The sequence below is a fragment of the Paenibacillus sp. UNC451MF genome (assembly GCF_000686845.1).
Lineage (GTDB): Bacteria > Bacillota > Bacilli > Paenibacillales > NBRC-103111 > Paenibacillus_S.
Genome location: NZ_JMLS01000001.1, coordinates 43,331 through 66,348 on the forward strand (window position 1 = coordinate 43,331; position 23,018 = coordinate 66,348).

25 protein-coding genes are annotated in these 23,018 nt (G+C 47.1%); 14 read left to right on the top strand and 11 right to left on the bottom strand.

What is annotated here, in order from left to right:
* The first annotated feature begins 2 nt into the window (after positions 1-2).
* From BP97_RS0100200 to BP97_RS0100215, 4 genes are all read left to right on the top strand, one after another.
* A complete protein-coding gene (locus BP97_RS0100200) occupies positions 3-314 on the top strand; it encodes a hypothetical protein (RefSeq protein ID WP_028547306.1) in 312 nt (103 codons plus the stop codon).
* A gap of 187 nt (positions 315-501) precedes the next feature.
* Positions 502-1,548 (top strand): ABC transporter ATP-binding protein, encoded by a 1,047-nt coding sequence (locus BP97_RS34695; protein WP_051620243.1) that lies wholly within the window; start codon positions 502-504, stop codon positions 1,546-1,548.
* Positions 1,545-2,357, top strand: coding sequence for an ABC transporter permease (locus tag BP97_RS0100210; RefSeq protein WP_028547307.1), 813 nt, complete (start codon positions 1,545-1,547; stop codon positions 2,355-2,357). The genes BP97_RS34695 and BP97_RS0100210 overlap by 4 nt, the downstream gene beginning before the upstream one ends.
* A gap of 6 nt (positions 2,358-2,363) precedes the next feature.
* On the top strand, positions 2,364-3,185 hold the full coding sequence (locus BP97_RS0100215; protein ID WP_028547308.1) for an ABC transporter permease: 822 nt from the start codon (positions 2,364-2,366) through the stop codon (positions 3,183-3,185).
* Positions 3,186-3,242: 57 nt separating this feature from the next.
* On the opposite strand, the gene gerQ is transcribed toward BP97_RS0100215, so the two are convergent.
* The 7 genes from gerQ to urtA all read right to left on the bottom strand — a co-directional run bounded on the left by gerQ (position 3,243) and on the right by urtA (position 10,111).
* Positions 3,243-3,707, bottom strand: coding sequence for a spore coat protein GerQ (gene gerQ, locus BP97_RS34700; protein ID WP_036745292.1), 465 nt, complete (start codon positions 3,705-3,707; stop codon positions 3,243-3,245).
* Between the two features lie 144 nt (positions 3,708-3,851).
* Positions 3,852-4,679, bottom strand: coding sequence for an aldo/keto reductase (locus tag BP97_RS0100225; RefSeq protein ID WP_028547309.1), 828 nt, complete (start codon positions 4,677-4,679; stop codon positions 3,852-3,854).
* 275 nt (positions 4,680-4,954) lie between these two features.
* Positions 4,955-5,650: an urea ABC transporter ATP-binding subunit UrtE gene (urtE, locus tag BP97_RS0100235; RefSeq protein ID WP_028547310.1), complete on the bottom strand. Its 696-nt coding sequence runs from the start codon at positions 5,648-5,650 to the stop codon at positions 4,955-4,957.
* On the bottom strand, positions 5,637-6,425 hold the full coding sequence (gene urtD, locus BP97_RS0100240; RefSeq protein WP_051620244.1) for an urea ABC transporter ATP-binding protein UrtD: 789 nt from the start codon (positions 6,423-6,425) through the stop codon (positions 5,637-5,639). Before urtD ends, urtE begins: the two co-directional genes overlap by 14 nt.
* A gap of 157 nt (positions 6,426-6,582) precedes the next feature.
* Positions 6,583-7,704, bottom strand: coding sequence for an urea ABC transporter permease subunit UrtC (gene urtC / locus BP97_RS34705; protein WP_081823851.1), 1,122 nt, complete (start codon positions 7,702-7,704; stop codon positions 6,583-6,585).
* A 137-nt stretch (positions 7,705-7,841) separates the two neighbouring features.
* Positions 7,842-8,747 carry an urea ABC transporter permease subunit UrtB gene (gene urtB / locus BP97_RS0100250; protein WP_028547312.1) on the bottom strand — a complete coding sequence of 302 codons (906 nt, stop codon included), beginning with the start codon at positions 8,745-8,747 and terminating at the stop codon, positions 7,842-7,844.
* A 98-nt stretch (positions 8,748-8,845) separates the two neighbouring features.
* Complete coding sequence (urtA, locus tag BP97_RS0100255; RefSeq protein ID WP_028547313.1) at positions 8,846-10,111, bottom strand: urea ABC transporter substrate-binding protein; 1,266 nt, start codon at positions 10,109-10,111, stop codon at positions 8,846-8,848.
* A gap of 436 nt (positions 10,112-10,547) precedes the next feature.
* Here urtA and BP97_RS0100260 point away from each other — a divergent pair, with 436 nt between their 5' ends.
* From BP97_RS0100260 to BP97_RS0100300, 9 genes are all read left to right on the top strand, one after another.
* Positions 10,548-10,868 (top strand): urease subunit gamma, encoded by a 321-nt coding sequence (locus BP97_RS0100260; RefSeq protein WP_028547314.1) that lies wholly within the window; start codon positions 10,548-10,550, stop codon positions 10,866-10,868.
* Positions 10,869-10,870: 2 nt separating this feature from the next.
* Positions 10,871-11,260, top strand: coding sequence for an urease subunit beta (gene ureB, locus BP97_RS0100265; protein WP_028547315.1), 390 nt, complete (start codon positions 10,871-10,873; stop codon positions 11,258-11,260).
* Entirely contained in the window at positions 11,241-13,013 is a 1,773-nt protein-coding gene (gene ureC / locus BP97_RS0100270) for an urease subunit alpha (protein WP_028547316.1), read from the top strand. The genes ureB and ureC overlap by 20 nt, the downstream gene beginning before the upstream one ends.
* Before the next feature lie 41 nt (positions 13,014-13,054).
* Complete coding sequence (locus BP97_RS0100275) at positions 13,055-13,759, top strand: urease accessory protein UreF (protein ID WP_028547317.1); 705 nt, start codon at positions 13,055-13,057, stop codon at positions 13,757-13,759.
* Positions 13,760-13,801: 42 nt separating this feature from the next.
* The gene (gene ureG, locus BP97_RS0100280) at positions 13,802-14,467 is read left to right on the top strand and encodes an urease accessory protein UreG (RefSeq protein ID WP_028547318.1); all 666 of its coding nucleotides are present in this window, start codon (positions 13,802-13,804) and stop codon (positions 14,465-14,467) included.
* Positions 14,460-15,329, top strand: coding sequence for an urease accessory protein UreD (locus tag BP97_RS0100285; RefSeq protein ID WP_028547319.1), 870 nt, complete (start codon positions 14,460-14,462; stop codon positions 15,327-15,329). The genes ureG and BP97_RS0100285 overlap by 8 nt, the downstream gene beginning before the upstream one ends.
* 226 nt (positions 15,330-15,555) lie before the next feature.
* Entirely contained in the window at positions 15,556-16,506 is a 951-nt protein-coding gene (cyoE, locus tag BP97_RS0100290; protein ID WP_028547320.1) for a heme o synthase, read from the top strand.
* Positions 16,507-16,590: 84 nt separating this feature from the next.
* Positions 16,591-17,205 (top strand): SCO family protein, encoded by a 615-nt coding sequence (locus BP97_RS0100295; protein WP_036745293.1) that lies wholly within the window; start codon positions 16,591-16,593, stop codon positions 17,203-17,205.
* Positions 17,206-17,227: 22 nt separating this feature from the next.
* The gene (locus BP97_RS0100300) at positions 17,228-18,151 is read left to right on the top strand and encodes an AEC family transporter (RefSeq protein ID WP_028547322.1); all 924 of its coding nucleotides are present in this window, start codon (positions 17,228-17,230) and stop codon (positions 18,149-18,151) included.
* A 12-nt stretch (positions 18,152-18,163) separates the two neighbouring features.
* Here the strand turns inward: BP97_RS0100300 and BP97_RS0100305 are convergent, their stop codons facing one another.
* The gene (locus BP97_RS0100305) at positions 18,164-18,532 is read right to left on the bottom strand and encodes a toprim domain-containing protein (protein ID WP_028547323.1); all 369 of its coding nucleotides are present in this window, start codon (positions 18,530-18,532) and stop codon (positions 18,164-18,166) included.
* Between the two features lie 289 nt (positions 18,533-18,821).
* Here BP97_RS0100305 and BP97_RS0100310 point away from each other — a divergent pair, with 289 nt between their 5' ends.
* The gene (locus BP97_RS0100310; RefSeq protein ID WP_028547324.1) at positions 18,822-19,598 is read left to right on the top strand and encodes a pirin family protein; all 777 of its coding nucleotides are present in this window, start codon (positions 18,822-18,824) and stop codon (positions 19,596-19,598) included.
* A 115-nt stretch (positions 19,599-19,713) separates the two neighbouring features.
* Here BP97_RS0100310 and BP97_RS0100315 read toward each other — a convergent pair whose 3' ends face one another.
* From BP97_RS0100315 to BP97_RS0100325, 3 genes are all read right to left on the bottom strand, one after another.
* Positions 19,714-21,306 carry an S-layer homology domain-containing protein gene (locus BP97_RS0100315; protein ID WP_028547325.1) on the bottom strand — a complete coding sequence of 531 codons (1,593 nt, stop codon included), beginning with the start codon at positions 21,304-21,306 and terminating at the stop codon, positions 19,714-19,716.
* 282 nt (positions 21,307-21,588) lie between these two features.
* Entirely contained in the window at positions 21,589-21,690 is a 102-nt protein-coding gene (locus BP97_RS40550; protein ID WP_197035389.1) for a sporulation protein YjcZ, read from the bottom strand.
* Between the two features lie 145 nt (positions 21,691-21,835).
* Positions 21,836-23,005 carry an MFS transporter gene (locus tag BP97_RS0100325; protein WP_028547326.1) on the bottom strand — a complete coding sequence of 390 codons (1,170 nt, stop codon included), beginning with the start codon at positions 23,003-23,005 and terminating at the stop codon, positions 21,836-21,838.
* Positions 23,006-23,018: the final 13 nt, after the last annotated feature.

Below are 23,018 nucleotides of genomic sequence, written 5' to 3' on the forward strand. Positions count from 1 at the left end.
CGATGGAAGTCATCAACTACTTGGCATCCGACGAATACCAGCTTGCGAGAGCCAAGCTTGGGTTTATTACGCCGCTGAAGAGCGAAGAGGTTCGTAAGGCTATGGGATCGGATTATAGTAAGAAGCTGAATTGGAATGCTGTATTCTATAAGCCTTTTGCAGCCATTCCGGTTAAAGGCGCTTTTGAAAATATCGGTGAGAAGCCGCTTGTTAGTCTTGTGCCGGATTATGTGCTGGGAAATAAAGATGTGAATACGGTGATGCGCGAAGCGGAAGAGGCAGCTAATAAAGCCATTGATAGCGCGCGTAAATAAGGTAATCAGAAGGCTAGAGGTGAGGGATACCTACCGGAGTACCACCACACTTCTGAAGTTTTTAAGAGTCTATCATTAACCTAATTCTGATTTCGATCAGAATTTTTTTGTTTTTATATACTAAATATGGAAGGCGTCTGCTATAATACATTATCCGCTTTACAAGCTTCAGGGGGAGATGATAGAGATGTCATTAATTGAAGTGAAACATGTGCGAAAAGTGTTTGAAACGAACGTTAGACGAGAAGGCAGATTTGGGGCGCTGCGCAGCTTAATAAGCCCGGAAAAGCGCGAGGTCGTGGGTGTAGACGACATTAGCTTCACAATTGATAAGGGAGAGAGTGTCGCCTATCTAGGTCCGAACGGGGCAGGGAAATCAACCACTATTAAAATGCTCACTGGGGTTTTGGAGCCGAGTGGGGGAGAAATTCTAGTATCGGGCTTGGTGCCAACCCGGAATCGAAAGCTAAGTAGCTATCAAATCGGCGTAGTATTCGGGCAGCGGAGCCAGCTGATCTTCGATCTTCCGGTAAAGGATTCCTTTGATCTACTGCGTTATATGTACAGCATTTCATGGGAACGCTATCATAAAAATTTAAAGGACTATTCGGATTTACTAGAAGTTGGACATCTTCTGGAACGACCGGTTAGGACGTTATCTCTGGGTCAAAGAATGCGTTGTGAAATTTTGGCGGCACTCCTCCATGACCCGGAAATTTTGTTCCTGGACGAGCCTACGATTGGATTGGACGTAGTAGCCAAGGAACGCATCCGGGCATTTATTGAAAGCATTAACCGGGAGAAGGATGTAACCCTGCTACTGACCACGCATGACATGCATGATATTGAGCGGCTTTGCCAGCGGACGATGATCATTGATAAAGGAAGCTTGATCTATGATGGCAGCCTTCAATACATTAAGGATCATTATGCTACGGAGCGACAAATTCGGGCAGTATTCTCCGACTCACACGCGGCTCTATCGGCAGCGAGAGTATTTATAGGAATGCCAGACATTGCCGTACATACCGAGGAACAGATTGTTAAGGTAACCTACGATCAGCACCTAACCGATACGTCGGAGCTGCTGAGGCTGCTGCTGCAAAAGGCGGACCCTAGGGATCTGACTATGCAGGATGAAAGCATTGATGCACTGATCAGTCGTATCTACCGGGAAGGAATTAATGCCAACCCTAGACCGGTATATGCGACTGTAGGAGGATCAAGGAGATGATACAAGCTGTGGAGCGTATGGTAGGCATGTCGCGGATTGCCGTCCGCCAAAGGATGCAGTTTCGCTTCGATTTTATAATGACACTGCTGTCCACTCTCATGTTCAGCGTGATGTATTACATGCTGTGGAAAGCGATCTATTTGTACTCAACGGATACGGCACTGCCGTGGGAGCAGCTGATTACCTACGTGATGGTGGGACAAGCGATCAATTTTGCCCGCTGGTCGCCTGCGGAGAGAGCTCCGACGTATGCTATGGCACAAAGAGTCAGGAATGGCGATATTGCGCTCGACTTAATCCGGCCTGTCGATTTTCAAACACAGCGGTTTCTGGAGGCTGCCGGATTTTTCGTTGTGGAGATGCTGTGGGTTAATATCCCGGCCATGCTGCTGTTGATCTTTATATTAGGCATAGCCCCTCCGGCTGACGGGACTGCAGCTATAGGCTTCGCGGTAAGCCTCTGCATAGGCTTTCTGGTTGCGTTCAGCATTAATTCCATTATTATGATGATTTCCTTTATGACGACAAATACGTTTGGAGTTCAGCTAGCCAAGAGAGCGGTTGTGGACATCTTCGCGGGTACGCTTATTCCATTTGAGTTTTTTCCGGATGCTTTGCGTAAGGTGCTGGAATATTTGCCTTTCCAGTCGATGGCTTACATTCCGCTTTCGATTTATACGGGGCGTTTAGCGGGCTGGGATATGGTTCAGTCGCTTGCAGAACAGCTCTGCTGGGCTGTTGTGATGATTTTGATCAGCCGTTTGCTTTGGATGAAGGCAGCCAAGCGCTTAACGATCAACGGGGGGTGAGTATACATGATAGCACCGCAACGTAATGGGCTTCAGCAGTCCGCTTATTTAATAGGGCTGTATGTACAATATTTGAAAATATATCTCAAAACGCTGGTGGAGTACCGAGCGGATACGTTGATTGCTCTCATAGCGGGGATCATTGCTCAAGGAAGCACGCTGGTCTTTTTGTCGGTCATCTTTCAGCGCATTCCTAAGCTGGCGGATTGGAGCTTTTATGAGCTGGTATTTATTTTTGGCTTGGCAGCAACGGGAAAGGCATTGAATCAAGCGTTATTTAATGCTCCGTTCGCATTAACTGGTTTTATTCGCCGCGGACAGCTGGATATCATGATGATTCGTCCTGTCGGTGTATTGTTCCAGGCGATAGGAAATACGCAGGAATTGAACGGCGTCGGGCAGTTGGTTACAGGAATTATCATTATGGGCTATGCAGCTGCTCATCTGGACATGCATTGGTCTATCGGAATGGTACTGTACGTGATTATCGCTTTAATCAGCAGCGCGGTGATCCAGTTTGCCGTTCTTTTGACGATAAGTGTGCTGACCTTCTGGGTTCAGGAGGTACGATCCGTCATCTATCCGGTGAATTGGCTTTATGATTTCACACGGTATCCGCTGGAAATTTTCCATCCGCTGCTTCGCGGGCTTTTGACTTATCTGATTCCTTATGCCGTCGGCAGCTTTTTCCCGGCAGCCTTCCTACTCCGTCCTGAACAGTATCATTGGGCTCTGTGGGTAGTACCGGTCACAGCCATTGTGGTGATGTCGATAACGTATTGTATTTGGAGCTTTGGGATTAAACGTTATTCGAGCGTAGCGGGATAGTATTTTCGACCACATAAAAAAGAGTGCTGCTAAGCACTCTTTTTTAGCGTATCAAAATTAACGTGGAGTTGGCGCGAACGGATAAGTATATGCCAGCTCCTCATCGAAGGTAACGTAGTCGAGGTTGACCATCAGCAGCAGGTACCGCATCCCTGTCTTCGGATCGCTGATAATAATGTGATCGCGACCGGCGGCTTCAATGCGTCCTTTGAAGATTTTGGCGTTCCACTCGCTGTTGTTCTCATAAGTCATGTAAAAGGTACCCATCTTGCCGAGATTCAAACGTAAAATATTCTCGATATAGGATTGCTCAATCGGAAGTATACCAGGCGGGGAGATAGGGGGAGTCGAGCCTCCGCCAGGTGTTTGGGCTATGTACGCTCCGCTAGGGCCGGGAGGGGGCATCGTCTGTGCTCCTTGCTGACCCTGGCCATACCCCTGAAAGCCTTGTGGATACCCTTGGTATCCGCCATAGCTGCGGAATTGTTGAGGTCCCACATTGTTATAAGGGTTGTTTATCATCTTCACAAATTCCTCCTTAGACAAGAATGATTGCTCCTACATTAATTACTATTATGATGGCTTGGACAATTAGACTTGTTTTGTTGAAAAAACAAAGCAGCTGCCGGTGAAGTAACGGCAGCTGCGAGGGTTGACATCAGGGTATTAAAAGTTGATATGATCCGGATGCGGGCCGAACCGGTGATCTTTGTTTAGTGCATCGAGCCGTGCCATCTCGTCTTGAGTCAGCTGGAAATCGAACACATTCCCGTTTTCCTGAATACGATGCGCAGTAATGGACTTTGGAATGGTCACGATGCCGTGCTGTAAATCCCAGCGGAGCACGATTTGCGCAGGCGACTTGCCGTACTTGGCTCCGAGCTCGGTCAGTAAAGGAAGATCCAGGTTTCCTTGCATCAGCGGGCTCCATGCTTCAAGCTGAATCTGATGCTGCGGGCAGAAGCTGCGCAGCTCAGGCTGATTCAGAAGCGGATGGAACTCCACTTGATCAACCATGGGCTTAACTGCGGATTGTCCTATCAAATCTTCCAGATGGTGAACCAAGAAGTTGCTGACGCCTATCGCTCGTACGGAGCCGTCTTTATACAGCTTCTCCAATGCGCGCCAAGTGTCTTTATATTTGCCTTTTACCGGCCAATGGATAAGGTAGAGGTCGATGACGTCCAAGCCCAGCTTGCGGCGGCTTTCATCGAAGGCTTTCAAAGTAGAGTCGTAGCCTTGATCGGAATTCCATACTTTGGTTGTAATGAACAGTTCATCGCGGGAGATGCCGCTTTGTTTGATCGCGGTGCCAACACCTTCTTCGTTACCATAAGCGGCAGCCGTATCAATACTCCGGTAACCTGCTTGAATGGCAGCTTTAACGGCTTGAATCACTTCTTCTCCATTTTGGGTTTTCCAAACGCCAAGTCCAAGCCAAGGCATTTTGACACCATTGCTAAGAACGGTGCTGTCAGAAATATGCTGAGTCATTATGCTCCTCCTCCATAAGTTTAGTTTTCCTCATTTATCTTACCATATATCTTTTTCAGGAAAAAACGCAGCCAGCTGATCCGGTCTGCAAGCTCGCCTCGAGCGAGAATCACTTCATCATGCATTAAAATTAAAATGACGGCCCTTATTGCCCCCATTGAGGGGAAGGAGCCGCCAGATGATTTGCCGAGGCAAACATAAGTAAGACGCAAATAAAACATACAGCAGGGCTGAAGCGTTGAGCGAAGTCTTTAACCATGACCGGTCTGCCCGAATTACACGGCAAGATGTTTCTTGACTTGTTCTTCGCTTAAATCTGTCGAGCTGCCCTCAGCTACGATAGTGCCTTTATCGAGTACGTAGTAGTAGTCTGCAATGCTGGTGGCAAAAGTCAGGCTTTGCTCAACAAGCAAAATAGACATCTCCCTGCGGGCTTTGATAGATTCAATAACATTCTCAATCTCCATAACCATAGAGGGCTGGATGCCTTCCATCGGCTCATCGAGCAGCAGGAGCTCCGGTTCTCCGACCAGTGCGCGGGCAATAGAAAGCTGCTGCTGCTGCCCACCGCTCAGGTCTCCGCCTTTACGGCGCCGCATCTCCCACAGCACAGGAAACATCTCATAGATAGATTCCGGTATTTTATGCTTGCGATTAACGGAAGCTTCCAAGCCCAATAGCAAATTTTCTTCTACGGTAAGCTGTGGAAATATATCCCGTCCCTGCGGCACATAGCCGATACCGACCTTGGCACGCCGATCAGGTGTATAGTCTGTGATGGGCTTTCCTGCATAGGAAATGCTGCCACCCTTAGCTTTGATTAAGCCCATAACCGTCTTCATCAGCGTTGTTTTGCCTACGCCGTTACGTCCCATTAGGCACACGACTTGACCTGGCTTAACCGTCATGTTGACGCCTCTTAAGATCATGCTCTCGCCGTAAGCGGCCTCCAGTGCGTTAAGAATCAGCATCGCGTTCACCTCGTCTTCCCAAATAGACCTCTGCGACTTTATCGTCGTTTTGAATGTCCTCCATCGTTCCTTCCCGTAGTACCGTGCCTTCATGCATAACAGTAACGGTCTTTGCGTAATTACGAACAAACTCCATATCGTGCTCGACGACGATAACCGTTTGCTGATTGCTGATTTTATGCAGCAGCTCTCCCGTTTTTTCTGTTTCGCTGTCCGTCATTCCGGCAGCAGGCTCATCAAGCAGCAGCAGCTCTGGTTCTTGAATAAGGAGCATGCCGATTTCAAGCCACTGCTTTTCACCATGGGAGAGGGAGCCTGCGACTTGCTTGGCTTTCTCCGCAAGTCCGATCATGTGTAAATAATACTTGATGCGGTCGCGCTGCTCAGGCGTTGTTTTCGCAATAAGGGAGCTGAGCAAGCCACGTTTTTGGCGCATCGAAAGCAGCAAATTTTCTAAAACGGTCAGCGTGACGAAAATAGAGGGAGCTTGAAACTTTCTGCCTATACCCAGCTGCGCAATTTGATGCTCCTGAAACTTGGTTAAATCCATATGCTTGAAGCCTACTTTTCCTTTTGACGGCTTTACTTTTCCGCATAGGACATCCAGCAGTGTGGTTTTACCGGCACCATTAGGTCCGATTAAAAAACGTAATTCTCCGGGTTGGATAGAGAAATTAAGTCCCCGGATTGCCTTAAAGCCATCGAAATCTACCTCTAGCTGCTCGATACGGACCAATTCGGCTGCCGTTTCTTTTCTTGCTGACGATTCTATCATGGGTTATGACCTCCTTAGAATTTTCCGAAGTCGTAAGCTTTTGATTAAGATTCCTGCAAAAGGGAATTCTGGTTTCTTAACATAACAAGTGCATAGTATGCGGTGCAAACCCTTATGCAAACGGCAAAAGTCCCGGCCAATAAGTTCGTTTTTATGACTACTTGGTTTGAAGCGTATTGGCTTCAGGTTCCAAGCCTTGATAAACCATAGGGGCTGAAGCAGAAGGAGTGGCACTGGCTTTTGGCTGAAACCATCCTTTCTTGGCAGCGAACTGCTTGCAGGTGCCGACGATCCCTTTGGGCAGGAAAAGCACGACGATGATAAACATAGCGCCCATAATAATAGGCCACCATTCGGGATAGGCTTCACTAAAGGTTGTTTTGGCTGAGTTGGTGATGATCGCACCAAGGATGGCTCCGAATATGGAAGCTCGCCCGCCGATAGCAACCCACAGCACCATTTCTATTGAAGGTACAATGCCCATCTGTGCCGGGGAGATGATGCCTTCCTGAAGAACGAACAGCACGCCCGCCAAGCCTGCTAGCCCGGCAGAGAAGCAGTAAATAAACACTTTGTATGTTACGGGGTTGTAGCCGATGAAGCGTACACGGTTTTCTGCATCCCTGATGGCAACGAGAATTTTGCCGAGCCGGGTTCCAGCAAGCCAGAGACACAGCAGTAAGGTGCCTATGACAACAAAAACGGTAATGTAGTAGAACGCTAGCTTCGTGGAATGCTCCGCAACGGATAAGCCCAGAAACGTATTAAAGTTAGTAAGTCCGTTAGTCCCTCCGGTATAGCCTTGCTGGCCAACGAATAAGGTAACGGTTATGATAACGAGTGCTTGAGACAAGATAGAGAAAAAAGTACCTTTAATCCGATTGCGAAAGGTCAAATATCCTAGGATGAAGGCCACAGCCATTGGTATAAGCAGCGCGAGTATGAAAGCTCCGGCCGCAGAATGGAATGGTACCCAGAACCAAGGAAGCTTGTCGATGCCGCTCCAGGACATGAAGTCGGGAAGTCCACCGTCTGAAGCGACCAGCTTCAGATGCATGGCCATGCAGTAGGCGCCGAGTCCGAAATATACGCCGTGACCCAGGCTTAATATTCCCGTGTAGCCCCAGATAAGGTCTAGCCCCATAGCTAATATGGCGTAGGACAAAAATTTGCTGAGCAGCGAGAGACGGAATTCGGACAAAAACATGGGTGCAGCCAGCATGATGATGAGTAAAATCACGGTGAAGATGATTTTCATTTTTGTATTTGTTATGGTCATGGTATCAACTCCTAAGAGTTTTGCGTAAGCAAAACTGACTACGAAAGCATAGGCTTGAGTTTTGCGTAAGCAAAACTGACTACGAAAGCATAAGCTGAGAGTTTCCGTATGGAAACTTACTTCGAATTTCGCGCCGATTAATCCAGCGCTCGCGACTTGATCGTGACAAGTCCTGAAGGCTTCCACTGCAGGAAGGCAATAATCAGAGTGAACACGATAACCTTCCCGATCGTTGCGCTGGTTGTGTACTCGAATGCAGTGTTCAGTACCCCGATGCCAAGCGCTCCAGCTACGGTTCCGATAATCTTGCCAATGCCACCGAGTACGACGACCATGAAGGCATCGACGATGTAATACGTGCCGATCGTAGGTCCGATCGGACCGAGCAGCGTTAACGCGCAGCCCGCGATTCCCGCCATTCCGGAGCCGAAGGCAAAGGCTTGCGCATCGACTCGACGAGTTGAGATGCCGAGGCACGAGGCCATGCTGCGGTTTTGCATTACGGCCTGCATGTTGCGACCGCCCCGAGTGTGATATTGGTACACATAAATAACGATGATGCACACGATGACGAGCCCGATAATAAAAAGCCTTTTATAGGGCAGCATGAGATCTGCGGTGATCGCCAAGCCTCCATCGAGCCATTCCGGTGCTTTAACGGCAACATTGGGTGCGCCGAAGATTTGCCGCGCCAGCTGCTGCAGCACCAGACTTACGCCCCATGTTGCCAGCAAGCTGTCGAGTGGTCTGCCATAAAGGAAGCGAATTAAGGTGGCTTCTAGCAGCCAGCCGATTCCGAATGCAACCGCGAACGCCACTCCCAGCGATAAGACGAAGTACCAGCCGAATGCCGAGGCGGGCATAAACTTTTGAAAAAGCTGCTGGATCGTATAAGCCATATAGGCGCCGATCATAATGAACTCTCCATGCGCCATGTTAATCACATTCATCAATCCGAACGTAATAGCCAGACCGAGAGCAATTAACAATAGGATGGAGCTTAGCGAGATGCCGTTAAACAGTTGTAGAAGCAGTAAGCTCATTGGCCTCATCCTCCGTGATAAAACGGGGGACCGCCCGCTGAAGGGGCAGCCCCGTTTTCAAGTTTCATTGTTGGTGTGGTGCTCTAACTGGACTGTGACTATTTCTTGGTTACTTCTGCGCCCCAAGGGTAGGTTTTTAGGAATGGATCCGGTTTAACCGGCTGACCTGAATTCCATACTTCTTTGATCATTCCATCCGCTTGAATTTGACCAATACGAACGGTTTTGAACACGTGCTGGTTATCTCCATCGATTTTGACTTTGCCGCCCGGTGCACTGAATTCGATACCTTTGGCCGCTTCCTTCACTTTGTCTACGTCCACGCTGCCGGCCTTTTTCACCGCTTCAGCCCACAGATAGACACCGAAATAGCCAGCTTCGATCGGATCGTCCGTTACACGCTCTTTGCCGTATTTTGCTTTATAGGCTTCAACGAACTTCTTGTTCTCCGGTGTGTCCGTCGTTTGATAGTAGTTCCATGCCGTATAATGACCTTCCAGTACGGACGCGCCGATACCGCGAATTTCTTCTTCGGCGATACTAACCGACAAGGTAGTCAAGTCCTTGGCTGTAATGCCTGCATCCTTCAACTGTTTGAAGAAGGCTACGTTGCTGTCCCCATTCAGAGTGTTGAATACGACATCTGGCTTCTCTTTCTTGATCTTACTAATAATTGTGTTGTAGTCCGTATGTCCGAGCGGTGTGTACTCTTCGGCAATCAGTGTGCCGCCTTCGGCCTTCAGCTGTTCTTTAATAATTTTATTGGCTGTTCTTGGGAAGACATAGTCAGAACCGAGGAGGAAGAACTTCTTGCCTTTATTTTGTAAAAGCCATGTAACTGCAGGAACAATTTGTTGGTTCGTTGTAGCCCCGGTGTAGAAAATGTTAGGGGATGCTTCAAGACCTTCATATTGTACGGGATAGAAGAAGAGGCCTTTGTTTTGCTCCACGACAGGAAGTACCGCTTTGCGACTAGCGGATGTCCAACCGCCGAAGATGACTGCTGTTTTGTCTTTTTGCAGCAATTTCTTTGTTTTCTCTGCAAACGTAGGCCAATCCGACGCGCCGTCTTCAATAATGGGTTTCAGCTGCTTTCCAAGTACACCGCCTGCTTTGTTGATTTCTTCGATGGCCATCATTTCTGCGTCTTTAACGGAAACCTCACTGATAGACATGGTGCCGGTAAGTGAATGTAAAATACCGACCGGAATGGTTTCGTCTTTTCCTGCGTCCGAATTGGCGGTTGTTGCAGATGTGGTTGAGGAAGCCGCTGGCTTCGTTTCGGTTGCACATCCTGCCAACAATGCTGAAATCGACATGCAGACTGCCATTAATACAGGAATTCCTTTTCTCTTTAACTTCATGACCATCCACTCCTCATCATATTTCATTCACAATCGAAAGCTTGCCGCCATGGACAGTATGGTTTTTGTAGAGGGGCTGCTAGCCGTTTCGAGCGATACTATTATTCCAATGGGTTAGTATCCAAACACCATGGAAATAATTCTCACATGAAATATCATAGTCGGCGCGTTATATAAATGTCAATATAGTTTACACAAATTTTTAAAAGCAATAATTTTCGTGTTTTCTATGTCTTCATATTAGGAAAAAGGCCCTTTCAGGCCTGGAATATGCATATAAACGGAAAATATAACCAAGTTATTGTGAAAAAATATAACATTATCGGTTTACAGGAGTTGGAATTGCGAATATAATAAACCTAATGGCCGTTGAATATTCGTGTTTTATATGTTATATAAAGTGACATATCAGGTTTCGTAAGGAGGACGCGTCGATATGCATTTAACGGAAAGGGAAAAAGAGAAGCTGCTCATTACTGTAGCTGCGGATTTGGCAAGACGGAGGCTGCAGCGGGGTGTAAAGTTAAATTATCCGGAAAGTATTGCGTTGATCACTTCTGAAATTATGGAAGGGGCTCGTGATGGGATGACGGTCGCCCAACTGATGCAGTATGGAACAAACGTACTTTCCGCCGATCAGGTGATGGAAGGTGTGCCGGAAATGATTCACGAGGTCCAGGTAGAAGCAACTTTCCCGGACGGCACGAAGCTGGTTACAGTGCATCACCCCATCAGCTATAAGGAAAAGGGGGAATGACAATGATTCCTGGCGAGTATCGTGTCCGTAAAGGTGACATCGAATTGAATCAAGGTAAAAAGACCGTTCGGCTCATTGTAACCAATATTGGCGATAGACCTATTCAGGTAGGATCTCACTACCATTTCTTTGAAGTAAATCGCGGGCTTTCCTTTGAAAGGGAAACGGCATTCGGTATGAGGCTTGATATTCCTGCGGGTACGGCTGTAAGGTTCGAGCCGGGAGAAGAAAAGCCGGTACAGCTCGTTGAATTGGGAGGAGAGAAGCTCTCATACGGCTTAAACGGGTTGTCCAAGGGCAAAGCGGAGAATGGCTTGATGTCCGAAGAAGTCAAGCAGAGACTGGATGCTTGGAAGAAGGGAGTACAGAAGTATGGTTCAAATGAATCGTAGAGCTTATGCCCAGATGTTCGGTCCGACGGTTGGGGATTCCATAAGATTGGCGGACACTGAGCTGTGGGCACAAATAGAGAAGGATTATACGGTATACGGCGAAGAATGCAAGTTTGGAGGCGGGAAAGTCATCCGGGACGGTATGGGACAGTCAAGCCGGCATACCAGGGACGATGGGGTTCTAGACACGCTGATCACCAATGCTGCCATCATTGACCATTGGGGTATCGTGAAAGCGGATATCGGTATTAAGGATGGCATTATCGTAGGTATCGGCAAAGCGGGAAATCCGGATCTGATGGACGGGGTTCAAGCGAACATGATTGTCGGAGCCGGTACAGAAGTGATAGCGGGTGAGGGCAAGATCATCACTGCAGGAGGCATTGATACCCATATTCATTATATTTGTCCGCAGCAAATCGAAACAGCACTTGCTTCGGGAGTAACCACTATGATAGGGGGCGGCACAGGACCAGCTGCGGGGACTAGCGCTACAACATGCACTCCAGGTTCATGGCATATGTATCGCATGTTGGAGGCGGCTGAGGCGTTCCCAATGAATCTCGGATTCACAGGTAAGGGGAATGCTTCCTTTATAGAGCCGCTGATTGAGCAGGTCGAAGCGGGAGCGATAGGATTAAAGCTGCATGAAGATTGGGGGACCACCCCAGCTGCTATTGATGCTTGTCTTAAAGTAGCTGACCGTTTTGACGTTCAAGTTGCTATTCATACCGATACATTGAATGAATCCGGGTTTGTGGAGGATACGCTGGCGGCCATAGGAGGCCGGACTATCCATACGTATCATACGGAAGGCGCTGGAGGAGGTCATGCTCCGGATATCATAAAAGCAGCTGCTGAATCCAATGTACTCCCTTCCTCTACAAATCCGACAAGGCCTTACACGATTAACACGGTAGAAGAGCATCTGGATATGCTGATGGTGTGTCATCATCTGGACAGCCGTATTCCAGAAGACGTTGCCTTTGCCGATTCGAGAATACGCCCTGAAACGATAGCTGCGGAAGATATTCTCCATGATATGGGCGTGTTCAGCATGCTAAGCTCTGATTCGCAGGCAATGGGCAGAGTCGGAGAAGTGATTCTCCGTACATGGCAGACAGCGGATAAGATGAAGAAACAACGCGGTTACCTGCCTGCGCCTGATGAAGAGAAGACAGCAGAAGTTGATCCGAATGTACTTGGGGAACTGGATGAGCAAGAGATCTTGGAGCAGGATAATTTCCGAATCAAACGCTATGTAGCCAAATATACGATCAATCCAGCGATCACTCACGGCGTGGCCCACTTGGTTGGTTCCGTCGAAGTAGGCAAGCTGGCCGATCTGGTCGTATGGAGCCCGATGTTCTTCGGAGTCAAGCCGGAGCTTGTGCTCAAGAGCGGTTTGATCGCTTATGCGCAAATGGGCGATCCGAACGCTTCAATACCTACTCCGCAGCCTGTATTCGGGCGGCCGATGTTCGGTTCATTCGGCAAAGCGCTGCATCATTGTATCACCTTTGTTTCACAAGCTGCATTCGACAAAGGCGTACATACCGAGCTGGGTCTGCAGAAGCGGATTGAGCCGGTTAAAAACTGCCGCAGTGTCACGAAAAAAGACATGATTCATAATGGGGAGACGCCACAGATTGAAGTGAATCCGGAAACCTATGAAGTTAAGGTAGACGGGGACGTAATCACATGCGAGCCTGCCGTCGAGCTGCCGATGGCGTCGCGGTATTTCTTATTCTAAATAGGGTGGAGCCCATAACGATGCGGGAGGAGGAATCGCTTATGCAGACTGACAAGTCCACACCTTCATGGCTCTCCTACGTGCAGCTTCTAGATTCCGCACTGCCCATCGGCGGCTTCTCCCATTCCTTTGGATTGGAGACATTCGTGCAGTTAGGAGTAATACAGAAGCCGGAGCAGCTTCAAGAATATATTGATACCATGCTGAAGCAAAGCTGGGCCCCCGTCGATGCTCTTGCGGTCAAGGCGGTGTATCAATACGTTCCGCCTCAGGACTGGTTGTCACTATGGAAGGTTGATCAAATGCAGCATGTACAGCGCTCGGCGATAGAGACGAGGGAAGGCGTGCTCAAAATGGGACGACGCCTGAATCAATTAGCCCAAGCCATTCATCCTGAGCTTCCCTGGGAACCTCTACAGGAAGCTATCCGTACGAAGCGATGCTTCGGAACTCATCCGTTAATCCACGGTTGGATCAGCTATCATCTGCAGGTGCCTCTGGATATGGCGGCCGAGGGTTATTTGTACACCTGCACGATGACTTCCATCAATAGCGGATTGAGACTCATGTCCATAGGTCAAACCGAAGGACAACGATTGCTTGCTCAGCTGCTGCCTGTCATCGCACGCTCTTGGCAGGAGGTGCGCCATCTCGACCCGTTGGAGGATGGATACGCTAATATTCCTTCGGCTGAGATTGCCATGATGAGGCACGAATCGCTCTACTCACGATTATTTATGTCATAGTAGATTCGCAATTTGTTCATTATATAAAAGGAGGCAACGCCCATGTGTCAAGGAGGAACGCATCACCATCATCATCAATGGGAAACACCCAAACATACTCATCACGAACGTCCGATGAGAATTGGAATCGGAGGGCCGGTAGGCTCCGGCAAAACCGCTTTGGTAGAGCGATTGGCTCGCAAACTGAATGATAAATATAGTATTGCTGTTATTACGAATGATATTTATACAAAAGAAGATGCTAACATTCTCATCCGCTCGGAGGCTTTGCCTGCGGAACGGATTATCGGTGTGGAGACCGGCGGATGCCCACACACGGCAATTCGCGAAGACGCTTCTATGAACTTTGAGGCTATTGAAGAGCTTGAAGCGCGTTTCTCCCACCTGGATATCATTTTTATTGAAAGCGGAGGTGATAATTTGGCGGCTGCTTTCAGCCCGGAGCTGGTAGATCGCTTCATCTATATTATTGACGTGGCGCAAGGAGAGAAAATCCCTCGCAAGGGAGGCCCGGGTATCATTCGTTCCGACATGCTGGTCATAAATAAAATTGACTTGGCACCTTATGTCGGCGCCAGTCTGGCCGTTATGGAGGAAGACACGCTCAAAATGCGTGGGGATCGGCCTTTCGTTTTCTCCAATTTGTTCGGCGGTCAAGGTCTTGACGATATCGTCGCATGGATTGAGAAGGAATATCGCCATGCCTAGTGTGACGGGCCGCATATCGGCCTCGTTCACGGATGTGGATGGGACAACGCGGCTCGGAGACAGATTTCATTCTTATCCGCTCAAAATCGCCAAAGCATTCCCTTTTGACGAGGGTCAGCAGGGCGTCTATGTTATGGATGCATCTCCCGGCATTATGTCCGGGGACGCTTATGAGCTGGCATGGCGTTTTGGAGAGAACACCAAAGTATTTATAACGAATCAGTCCTATACGAAGGTACATCCTATGCTTCGTGATGCGTATGGACACTATTCGGATGTGCCGAGTCAACAGACGCAAAAGCTCCAGCTTTTGCGAGGCAGCTATGTAGAGTACTTGCCGGAACCATTAATGCTGTATAAAGACGCGAGCTTTAGCAGTCATACAGAGGTTCGGATGGAAAAGGATTCGACACTACTCATGTCGGAGATCATATGTCCCGGACGGACGCACCGTGGAGAGCTTTTTCAATATCAGCAATTCAAGAATGAGATTAGTGTTGTTTATGAGGATGAATGGATCTATTGCGCAAAGCAAAGAATAGAACCGAGCTCGCAGCGGCTGCAAAGCATCGGGGGATGGGGAGATTTCACGCACTATGGCACATTATACGTGTTCAGTGAGCGTACGGACGCCGCATTTGCCGATTCATTAAGAGATTATTTGGATGAAATCAACGGTGCGGAATCCTTATCTGTCGGCGGTTCAACGCTATTTTATGGCGTAAGCCGGACTTACAAGTATGGCGTGATCGTTTCAGTTATGGGCTCTAAGGTGTATGAGCTACAGGATTTTCTGGAGAAGGCCTGGAAATTTGCACGCGGGCGCTTATTCTCCAGGAATCCCTTTATATTACGTAAATAGTGCAGGAGTCACGAAAGTGGCTCTTTTTTTATTTCCTACAATGGGTTTTATAAGGAGCTTCGGTATATATATATCGACAATATTTTGAACTCGGGGTCCGCTTTGTTGTCAAATGGGTTCCGTGTTGATATTATTAAGAAGACAAATCGGAGGACATTATGTTCCTCCTTCATCTTTGTTTGAACATATAAGTTTTCTTACGGGGAAACTTTAAGGGGGCTATAATGTGGAAGAACGAATGAGGCTTGACCTTCCATCGGATGGGATAGCAGCGGCGTCGGAAACACAACTGGAGACCACTCAACATGAACCCGTTACTTGGAGAGATTTTGTTCAACTAGCCAAACCGGGTATTATTTTTTCAAATTCCATTACAGCATTCGGCGGGTTCTGGGTCGCTTCTGGATGGAATGTCAACTGGCTTCAACTTCTGTATACAATGATCGGAACGGCCTTGGTTATGGCTTCCGGTTGTGTGCTCAATAACTACTTGGACCGGGACATGGATATTAAGATGGCTCGTACACAGAAGCGTGCACTGGCAACGGGTAAAATTTCCCCACAAGTGGTGCTGACATACGGCATCATTTTGGGAGTCATTGGTTTGTCGGGACTATGGCTTCTCGTCAATCCGATGTCTGCGCTTCTCGGTATGATCGGGTTATTCGTTTATGTATGGATCTATACGGCATGGTTTAAACGCACTTCCGTATGGAGCACCTTTGTGGGCAGCTTCTCAGGAGCTGTGCCTCCGGTAATCGGCTACTGTGCTGTCCATCCGACTATCGATGCGGGAGCTTTGATTTTGTTCGGTATTTTGTTCTTGTGGCAGCCGCCGCACTTCTGGGCACTGGGTATCCGTCGTATGGAAGAGTACCGTGCTGCAGGATTTCCGCTGCTACCTGTTGTAAGAGGGACCTATGTTACTAAGATCAGTATGATGCGCTATATCGTATTGCTGGTACCTGTATCATTGCTGCTTTATGTTTACGGCTATGTGAATGTTTTCTTTTTCATTGCCGCTGTGATTATGGGCTTGTACTGGGCATTCCTTTCCATGAAGGGCTTTAAAGCAGAAGATGAAGTATTATGGGCGAAAAAAACATTTATCTACTCCATCAACTATTTGACGCTAATGTTCATTATCATGGTCATTACTACTGTGAAGCAAGGATAATTAAGCGGGAGTTTAGGTGAAATAAAATGACTAATCCCATGGCAGCATGGGATATTTTTTTTGAAGAAAGTGGGAGATCTGACGGTGAACGCCAAAGCTCAAAGTAATGTGTTTAAAATTGTGACCGTGGTTATTTTGCTGGCCATGATCGGAACGTTCGGTTACATGCTGTTAAAAGGCAAGGAAGAAAAGATGGGCGTCATAAAAAAAGCACCTGATTTCAAGCTTGAAAATATAGACGGCAAGCAGGTGGGATTGACGGATCTGGAAGGAAAGTCGAAGCTGATTTATTTCTTCTTCTCAACTTGCCCTGATGTTTGTCCTCCTACGACCTATTCGCTTTCCAAGGTGCAAGATGAGCTTGTGAAGAAAGGCGTCTTCGGGGATAAGACAGCGATTGTATCGATTTCCTTCGATCCGACCAAAGACACGGTTGCGCAGCTGAAGGAGTTCTCAGGACGCTATCATGCAGACCCGAAGGGCTGGTATTTCCTGCGAGGGGATGAAGCCGCAACGATGGATCTGGCAAACAAATTTGGCGTTATGGTCGTCAAAGACCAACAGGGTAATTTTACTCATAACAACGTCATCCTTCTTGTTGATAAAAAAGGCGATTTGCGGACGTATTACAATGGTAACGACGCCGATCTTAACATCGATAAAATTGCCCAGGATATGATTACCCTGAGCAAAGAATAGCGCGGAATTAAGGAGCTAAGGCATGACGTATTTTACTCACATCCTAATGAATAATGTGATTCCGCTATCGGTCATGATCGCTCTGGGAGCTATTCTATACAGAGCATTTAAGCTGGATATTAAGACCTTGTCAAAGCTTAATTTTTATTTATTTTCTCCAGCACTCGTATTTAAAATGTTATATGAATCCACGCTGACGTTTGGGCTTCTGATCCAAACGCTTGCTTTTTTCGCTCTATTTTTCGTGGCGATGTTTATTTTGGTTGAAGTCGTTATCCGATGGAGAAGGTATAAGGGCGGAATGGTGCCAGCCATGCGCAACAGCGTTATTTTTTATAATAGCGCCAATTATGCAATTCCGCTGAACCAGCTAGTCTTTGTTGGGGATGCGTTCACGCTCTCTATCCAAATTATTATTATGATGATGCAGAACCTACTGCCTAATACATACGGTATTTACAGTGTCAATGCGCATAAGAAGGACACGAAACAGACACTGAAAACGATCCTATCTCTGCCGGTTATCTATATGATCCCGCTGGCCTTTGTGATGCGTTGGCTTCATATACAGGTGCCGGAACCAATTTATGCTCCGATCAATTATGTATCTAATGCATTTATAGCTACTGCGCTCGTGACTCTTGGCGTTCAGCTGGGCAGTATGAAATGGAAGCTTAAGCTCTCTGACGTGATGCTGTCGAACGTACTTCGTTTATTGATAGGTCCTGCCGTAGGTTTTGCCATCGTAAGTTTGATGGGGATTCATGGAGTGATGGCCCAGGCACTAGTGTTGTCCTGTTCGGTACCTACTTCTTTAAGTAGTGTATTGATAGCCGTTGAATACGATAATGAACCTGAATTTTCCTCACAAGTCGTGTTTTCTTCAACGATATTTAGTATTTTTACGGTAACGCTGGTTATCTATCTGATGAAATTCATCGCTTAATATCACAAAAGATTATATAGAAGTTGGATAGTTCAAGGCCGGGTCCTGCGGAGGGTATATAATATACTCTTCCAGACCGGCTTTTTCTAATTGCTGGATTAAGTATTCGTCCGGAGTTCCTTCCACTCCTGCATATCCTCGTCGTGTATAGATTTGTTCCGCATCGGGAAATGTATCTCTCAGAATCGCTCGTATTTTTTTGCCGGACGAATCGTTATCGGTGAACAGATATACGTCGCTAGTACCGACTTTTTTCTTTAATCCCTCAAGTCTCTCTGTATTTAACGATCCGAACGTGCATAAGATGGTTACTTCCTCTATTAATAACCGACGCAGCCGGCTCTTATCGTTTTTACCTTCTACAATGATGGCTAAAGTCATCGAGTATACCTCCTGATCCACATATATTTGGCTTTATCAGTAGTATATCCAGTTTTATGGCTGGTTCCAAGTGCAACTAATGGCAGTAATTTCCCAGGAAATGTCGAAAGAGCGAATGTCGTGAGTAAGGTTGATTGATATTTCCAGGGTATCTTTTTGTATAAGGGTTGACGAAGGAAGTTTTATCTTTTATACTATTATTAGTAACTATAAAATAGTAAGTTGTTTACAACGCGTGTTGCTGCAATGACATTTTATTTTATATACAAGTGAGAAGGAGGTCATACAAATGAAACTGACCATTTATCCGCCGGTTAAGCAAGCCAAAGGTGCATTTGACGGAGGCAAAATTACCGAACTAAAGCCAATTGGATTTCCAGGAGAAGGATCGGTTGTGAAGAGGATTGGGCCTTTATTTTACTGGGCATGGGCGCTGACACCTGAGGAAGGATATATACCGATGCACCCTCACCAAGCCTTTGAAATTATAACGTATATGGTTCATGGTCATGCCGATCATTCAGACTCTTTGGGAACCCAAAGCCGTGTTGCAGCTGGAGGCGCTCAAGTGATGCAGACCGGTTCAGGAGTTTCACATAGCGAGCGTTTCATTGGTCCCAACTCGGAAGGGTTTCAGATATGGTTCGAGCCTCATATACGTGAAGCTTTAACGCGTACTCCAACATACAATCAATATGACCACGAGCATTTTCCCATAGCGGTCTCAGAAGGAGTAACCGTTAAGACGGTAATAGGAGAGGCTTCTCCTGTTCAATTGGTTGCGGACGTGCGGATGTGGGATATAGAGCTTGCAGCAGGTGCGGAGTACTCGCGTTCTCTATCTGCCGGTCGTACATTAGCAGCGCTGGCAATTCGCGGCGAAGGGAATTGGGCGGAGACGTTGGGAGAGGAAGCTACAGCACCTACGAATTTCAACCACCGGGATTTCTCCGTTCTGGAAGCTGATTCAGAGCAAGAAGTTAAGCTGAACTCGGCTCAGGGATTGCGAATGCTATTGATAGAGGTGCCCACCACAGTAGATTACCCTTTATATCAAAAACGATAAGGTTAATGATTATTATCGATATAAGTCTATAACATAAAAGGACGGCCCGACATTAATGTCAGGCCGTCTTATTTAATAGAGAAGAAATGGAGAGTAGAGAATAACCTAGCAAGTCTTAGTTAATGAAATTGGATTTTGTCAACAAACGTTTAAGCATTGCAGCAGATTGAGCGCGAGTAGCTTGTTTCGTAGGAGCAATTGTAGTGTCGGTCATGCCGTCTACAATGCCTGCTTCGATAGCTTCAGCCAATTCTTGCTTAGCCCAAACGATTTGGTTGGCGTCATTGAATTTAGCCAACAGCTCTGCTTGACGATCGGAAGATACATCTGGTTTTGCACCTGCATAAGACAGAGCGCGTACTACCATAGCAGCTAGCTCTTCGCGGTTGATAGGCTGGTTCGGTCTGAAAGTGTTGTCTTCATAGCCGTCAATGATCTTAGCATTCACTGCTGTTGCAACTACACTAGAGAACCAATCTGTCGAAGATACGTCTTTGAAGGAGCTTGCTCCTGTATTTTGGTCAAGACCCAATGCGCGAACGACCAATGCTGCGAATTCTGCGCGGGTGATGTTGCGTTCAGGCTCGAATGTAGTGTCAGTAACACCGTCAATGACGAGCTTGTTAGACAGTAAATCGATGTAGGATTGTGCCCAATGTCCTTTGCTGTCAGCAAAGCTTTTGTTCAATTCGATTACTGCATAAATGCTGTTGCTGTTACGCTTAATTACAGCTTCGCTGCTGCTGTCCGAAGAAGAGAACAATGCTGGCACAAAGCTAAGTTTTTTGCTGGATGGATCAAATACTACAGCAGTTGCTTTGGAAGAATCAACTGCTTTTGCAAATGGAATCGTACGGCTGATGTAGTTATTACCCAGGTCGATAGCTTGCGTTTTGTCGGCATCACTGCCCAATGCAACCAGTGTGAAGTCAACAGAATCGCTAGCTACTGTAGCGCCTAACGCTTCAGCTGCTGCTTTAATGTCGCTTACGTTGGTGTCGCTTGCTGCGCTAATTCCAACTTTGATGAACATGTCGTCCGTGTTGATGGAAAGCTTAGTTGCAAGATCGCTAAGATTCAGTACATACAGAGGAAGAGTATAAGTTCCTTTGCTGTTGGTGATTTTCAGCGCTTTGTTTTTGTCGCCTACAAAGTCAACCAATGCTTTAGCAGGAATCAGTGCGATATCGCCGCTTAATGCCAATTCAACAACGTCGTTGTTCGTCAATGCTGTTTTAAGCGTGTTAGCATCGATAGAACCATCGGAAGGAACCGTAATGCTCGGTCCGGATGGAATGTATCCGCCGCCACCGCCGCCACCGTGGCTACCACCGCTACCGCCACTGCCACCGCTGTTACTGTTGTACACCGTGGCGTAAACGGAATCCGTTACTTTTTCCAATAGGTTCAAATAAGAATGATTGCTTGGAACGTTGGATGCAGAAAAATTGTAAGTGTACAAGCCGTCCGCATAAGTACTATATGTAGCGGAGGTTGCTGTACCTAAATAATTTCCGTTCGGGTCATACAAATACACTTGCGCGTTTACGGTGTAAACATCGGAATAAACCGAACCGGAAACGGTGCCATTGCGGTAAGTAAGGTCTTTAAAACCGGTTGCCGCAAAAGCTAGTACGGGAAGCAAGGCCGAGATGAGCATCATCAGTACGGTAACTTGCGCCGTCTTTTTAAAGACAGCTGGCTTCATGAATCGTTCACTCCTATCTTTACCTGAAAAATGTTTTGAATCGCTAGTAGGCCCCTTCATCAAATACTTGTCACCTCCTCCTCGCGAATTCTCAATTACAATTATTCGAATACATTTCAACTTTTGGGGGCGTATGCCTGTGGAAAATTTAGGGACTTGTTTTTGGGCACCTAAAAGCGAAATGCGATTTCGACATAACAATGCTTTACCCGTTACAAATTGTATTGAAACATAAAACAAAAAACCGTCCGAAATGGACGGTTTGCTTGCCAGGGTATTTACTTAGATAAAGCAGCCTCTCAGTACGATAACTAACAGAATGAACAACACCAAGATTACGCCTGTCGAAGTCCAGATGCCTCCAACTTCACCGATACCTCCCATGGATTCCACCTCCCCGCTTGCTCCAAAGTAGTCTGCTGACATGATTTATAGTATGTAGGAGCTATGGAACGGTCTGTGCGTTGACCTATACGCTTCAAATTATGTAGGTAAGTATTCTGGGATATCCGTTCTGATGGTGAGTTTATCAGGCTTGGACGGTTTTGAATGTTTTGAGCGGAAGCAGGCTAAGGGCCAGCATGAGACAGAAAAAGGCCATAAAAAAAGGAGAAGTATGACTTCTTAAATGTCCGGCAACAATGGGTCCTATAAAAGCTCCGATAGAGTAAGAGATCGATAAAAATGAAAAAATGCGACCATACCGCTTAGCGCTGGATATACTGGCCAACAATGAAGCGATTGAAGGGTAAATGACCCCTTTGGCCATCCCGATCAGGAACAAGGACACGTGAAGGGGAATAGGCCAGTTCACCGACATTCCGAAAAAAATTAGCGCCAACGCAAGGCTGCCCATGCTTGTTCGTAAAAAGGCGGAGATGCGGTTGATAAACAGCATGCTCAAGGTTACCAAGGCCCCGAGACTGACAAGAGAGAACAAAATGCCTGACGTAAGAATCGATCCGCTGGCTTCCTTCATTAAAGGGAGTTCGAAAAAGAGAATGCCTTGTGAACAGGAGAGAGCGAGTGGAATGCCGAAAAATAGCCAAGGGATTCCCCGATTAACTTCGTCTTGTTCAGACATGTTATTATCTTCAGGGGCTGACGGAGCACCGTGCGCGTGCGGGAACAATGCTGCCGCAGATTCGGTGTACTGCTTTTCCTTTACTCCAAATATTGCAAGAACACCCGTTACAATAAGAATCCAGCCAAGAAGGGTAAACGATTGAGCAAAACCGAGCTTGGCTACCAAATAAGCACCGGCCGCCGGACTTAGAACAGATGCCATGGTATGGACAAAACCGTTTCCCGCCATCAGCTTGCTCTGCTGTACTTTATCCTTGGCGATTTTAGCCAGCATGGATAAACAGGCGGGGGATAAGAACGCCAACACAAATCCACTGATGGAACGAATGTAGAGCAGCTGCCAAGGATCAGTAACACGGGATTGAACTAATAGTACGATACCTGCTACAATCAGGCTAAACACAATAAACCGTTTGCTTCCGTACTTATCGACGCCGTATCCGGCTATCAGATTCCCAGGAAGATGAGTGATGGAGTACACACCTAATATAAGCCCTATAAAAGATGGGGCGGCACCAAGAGAAATGGCAAACGGCGATAAAATAGGGTACTGTGCGTGGAGATCGAAAAAGGCTACAAACATAAATAAATATAGCCATATTGCGGTTTTCAACATCTTCACCTCG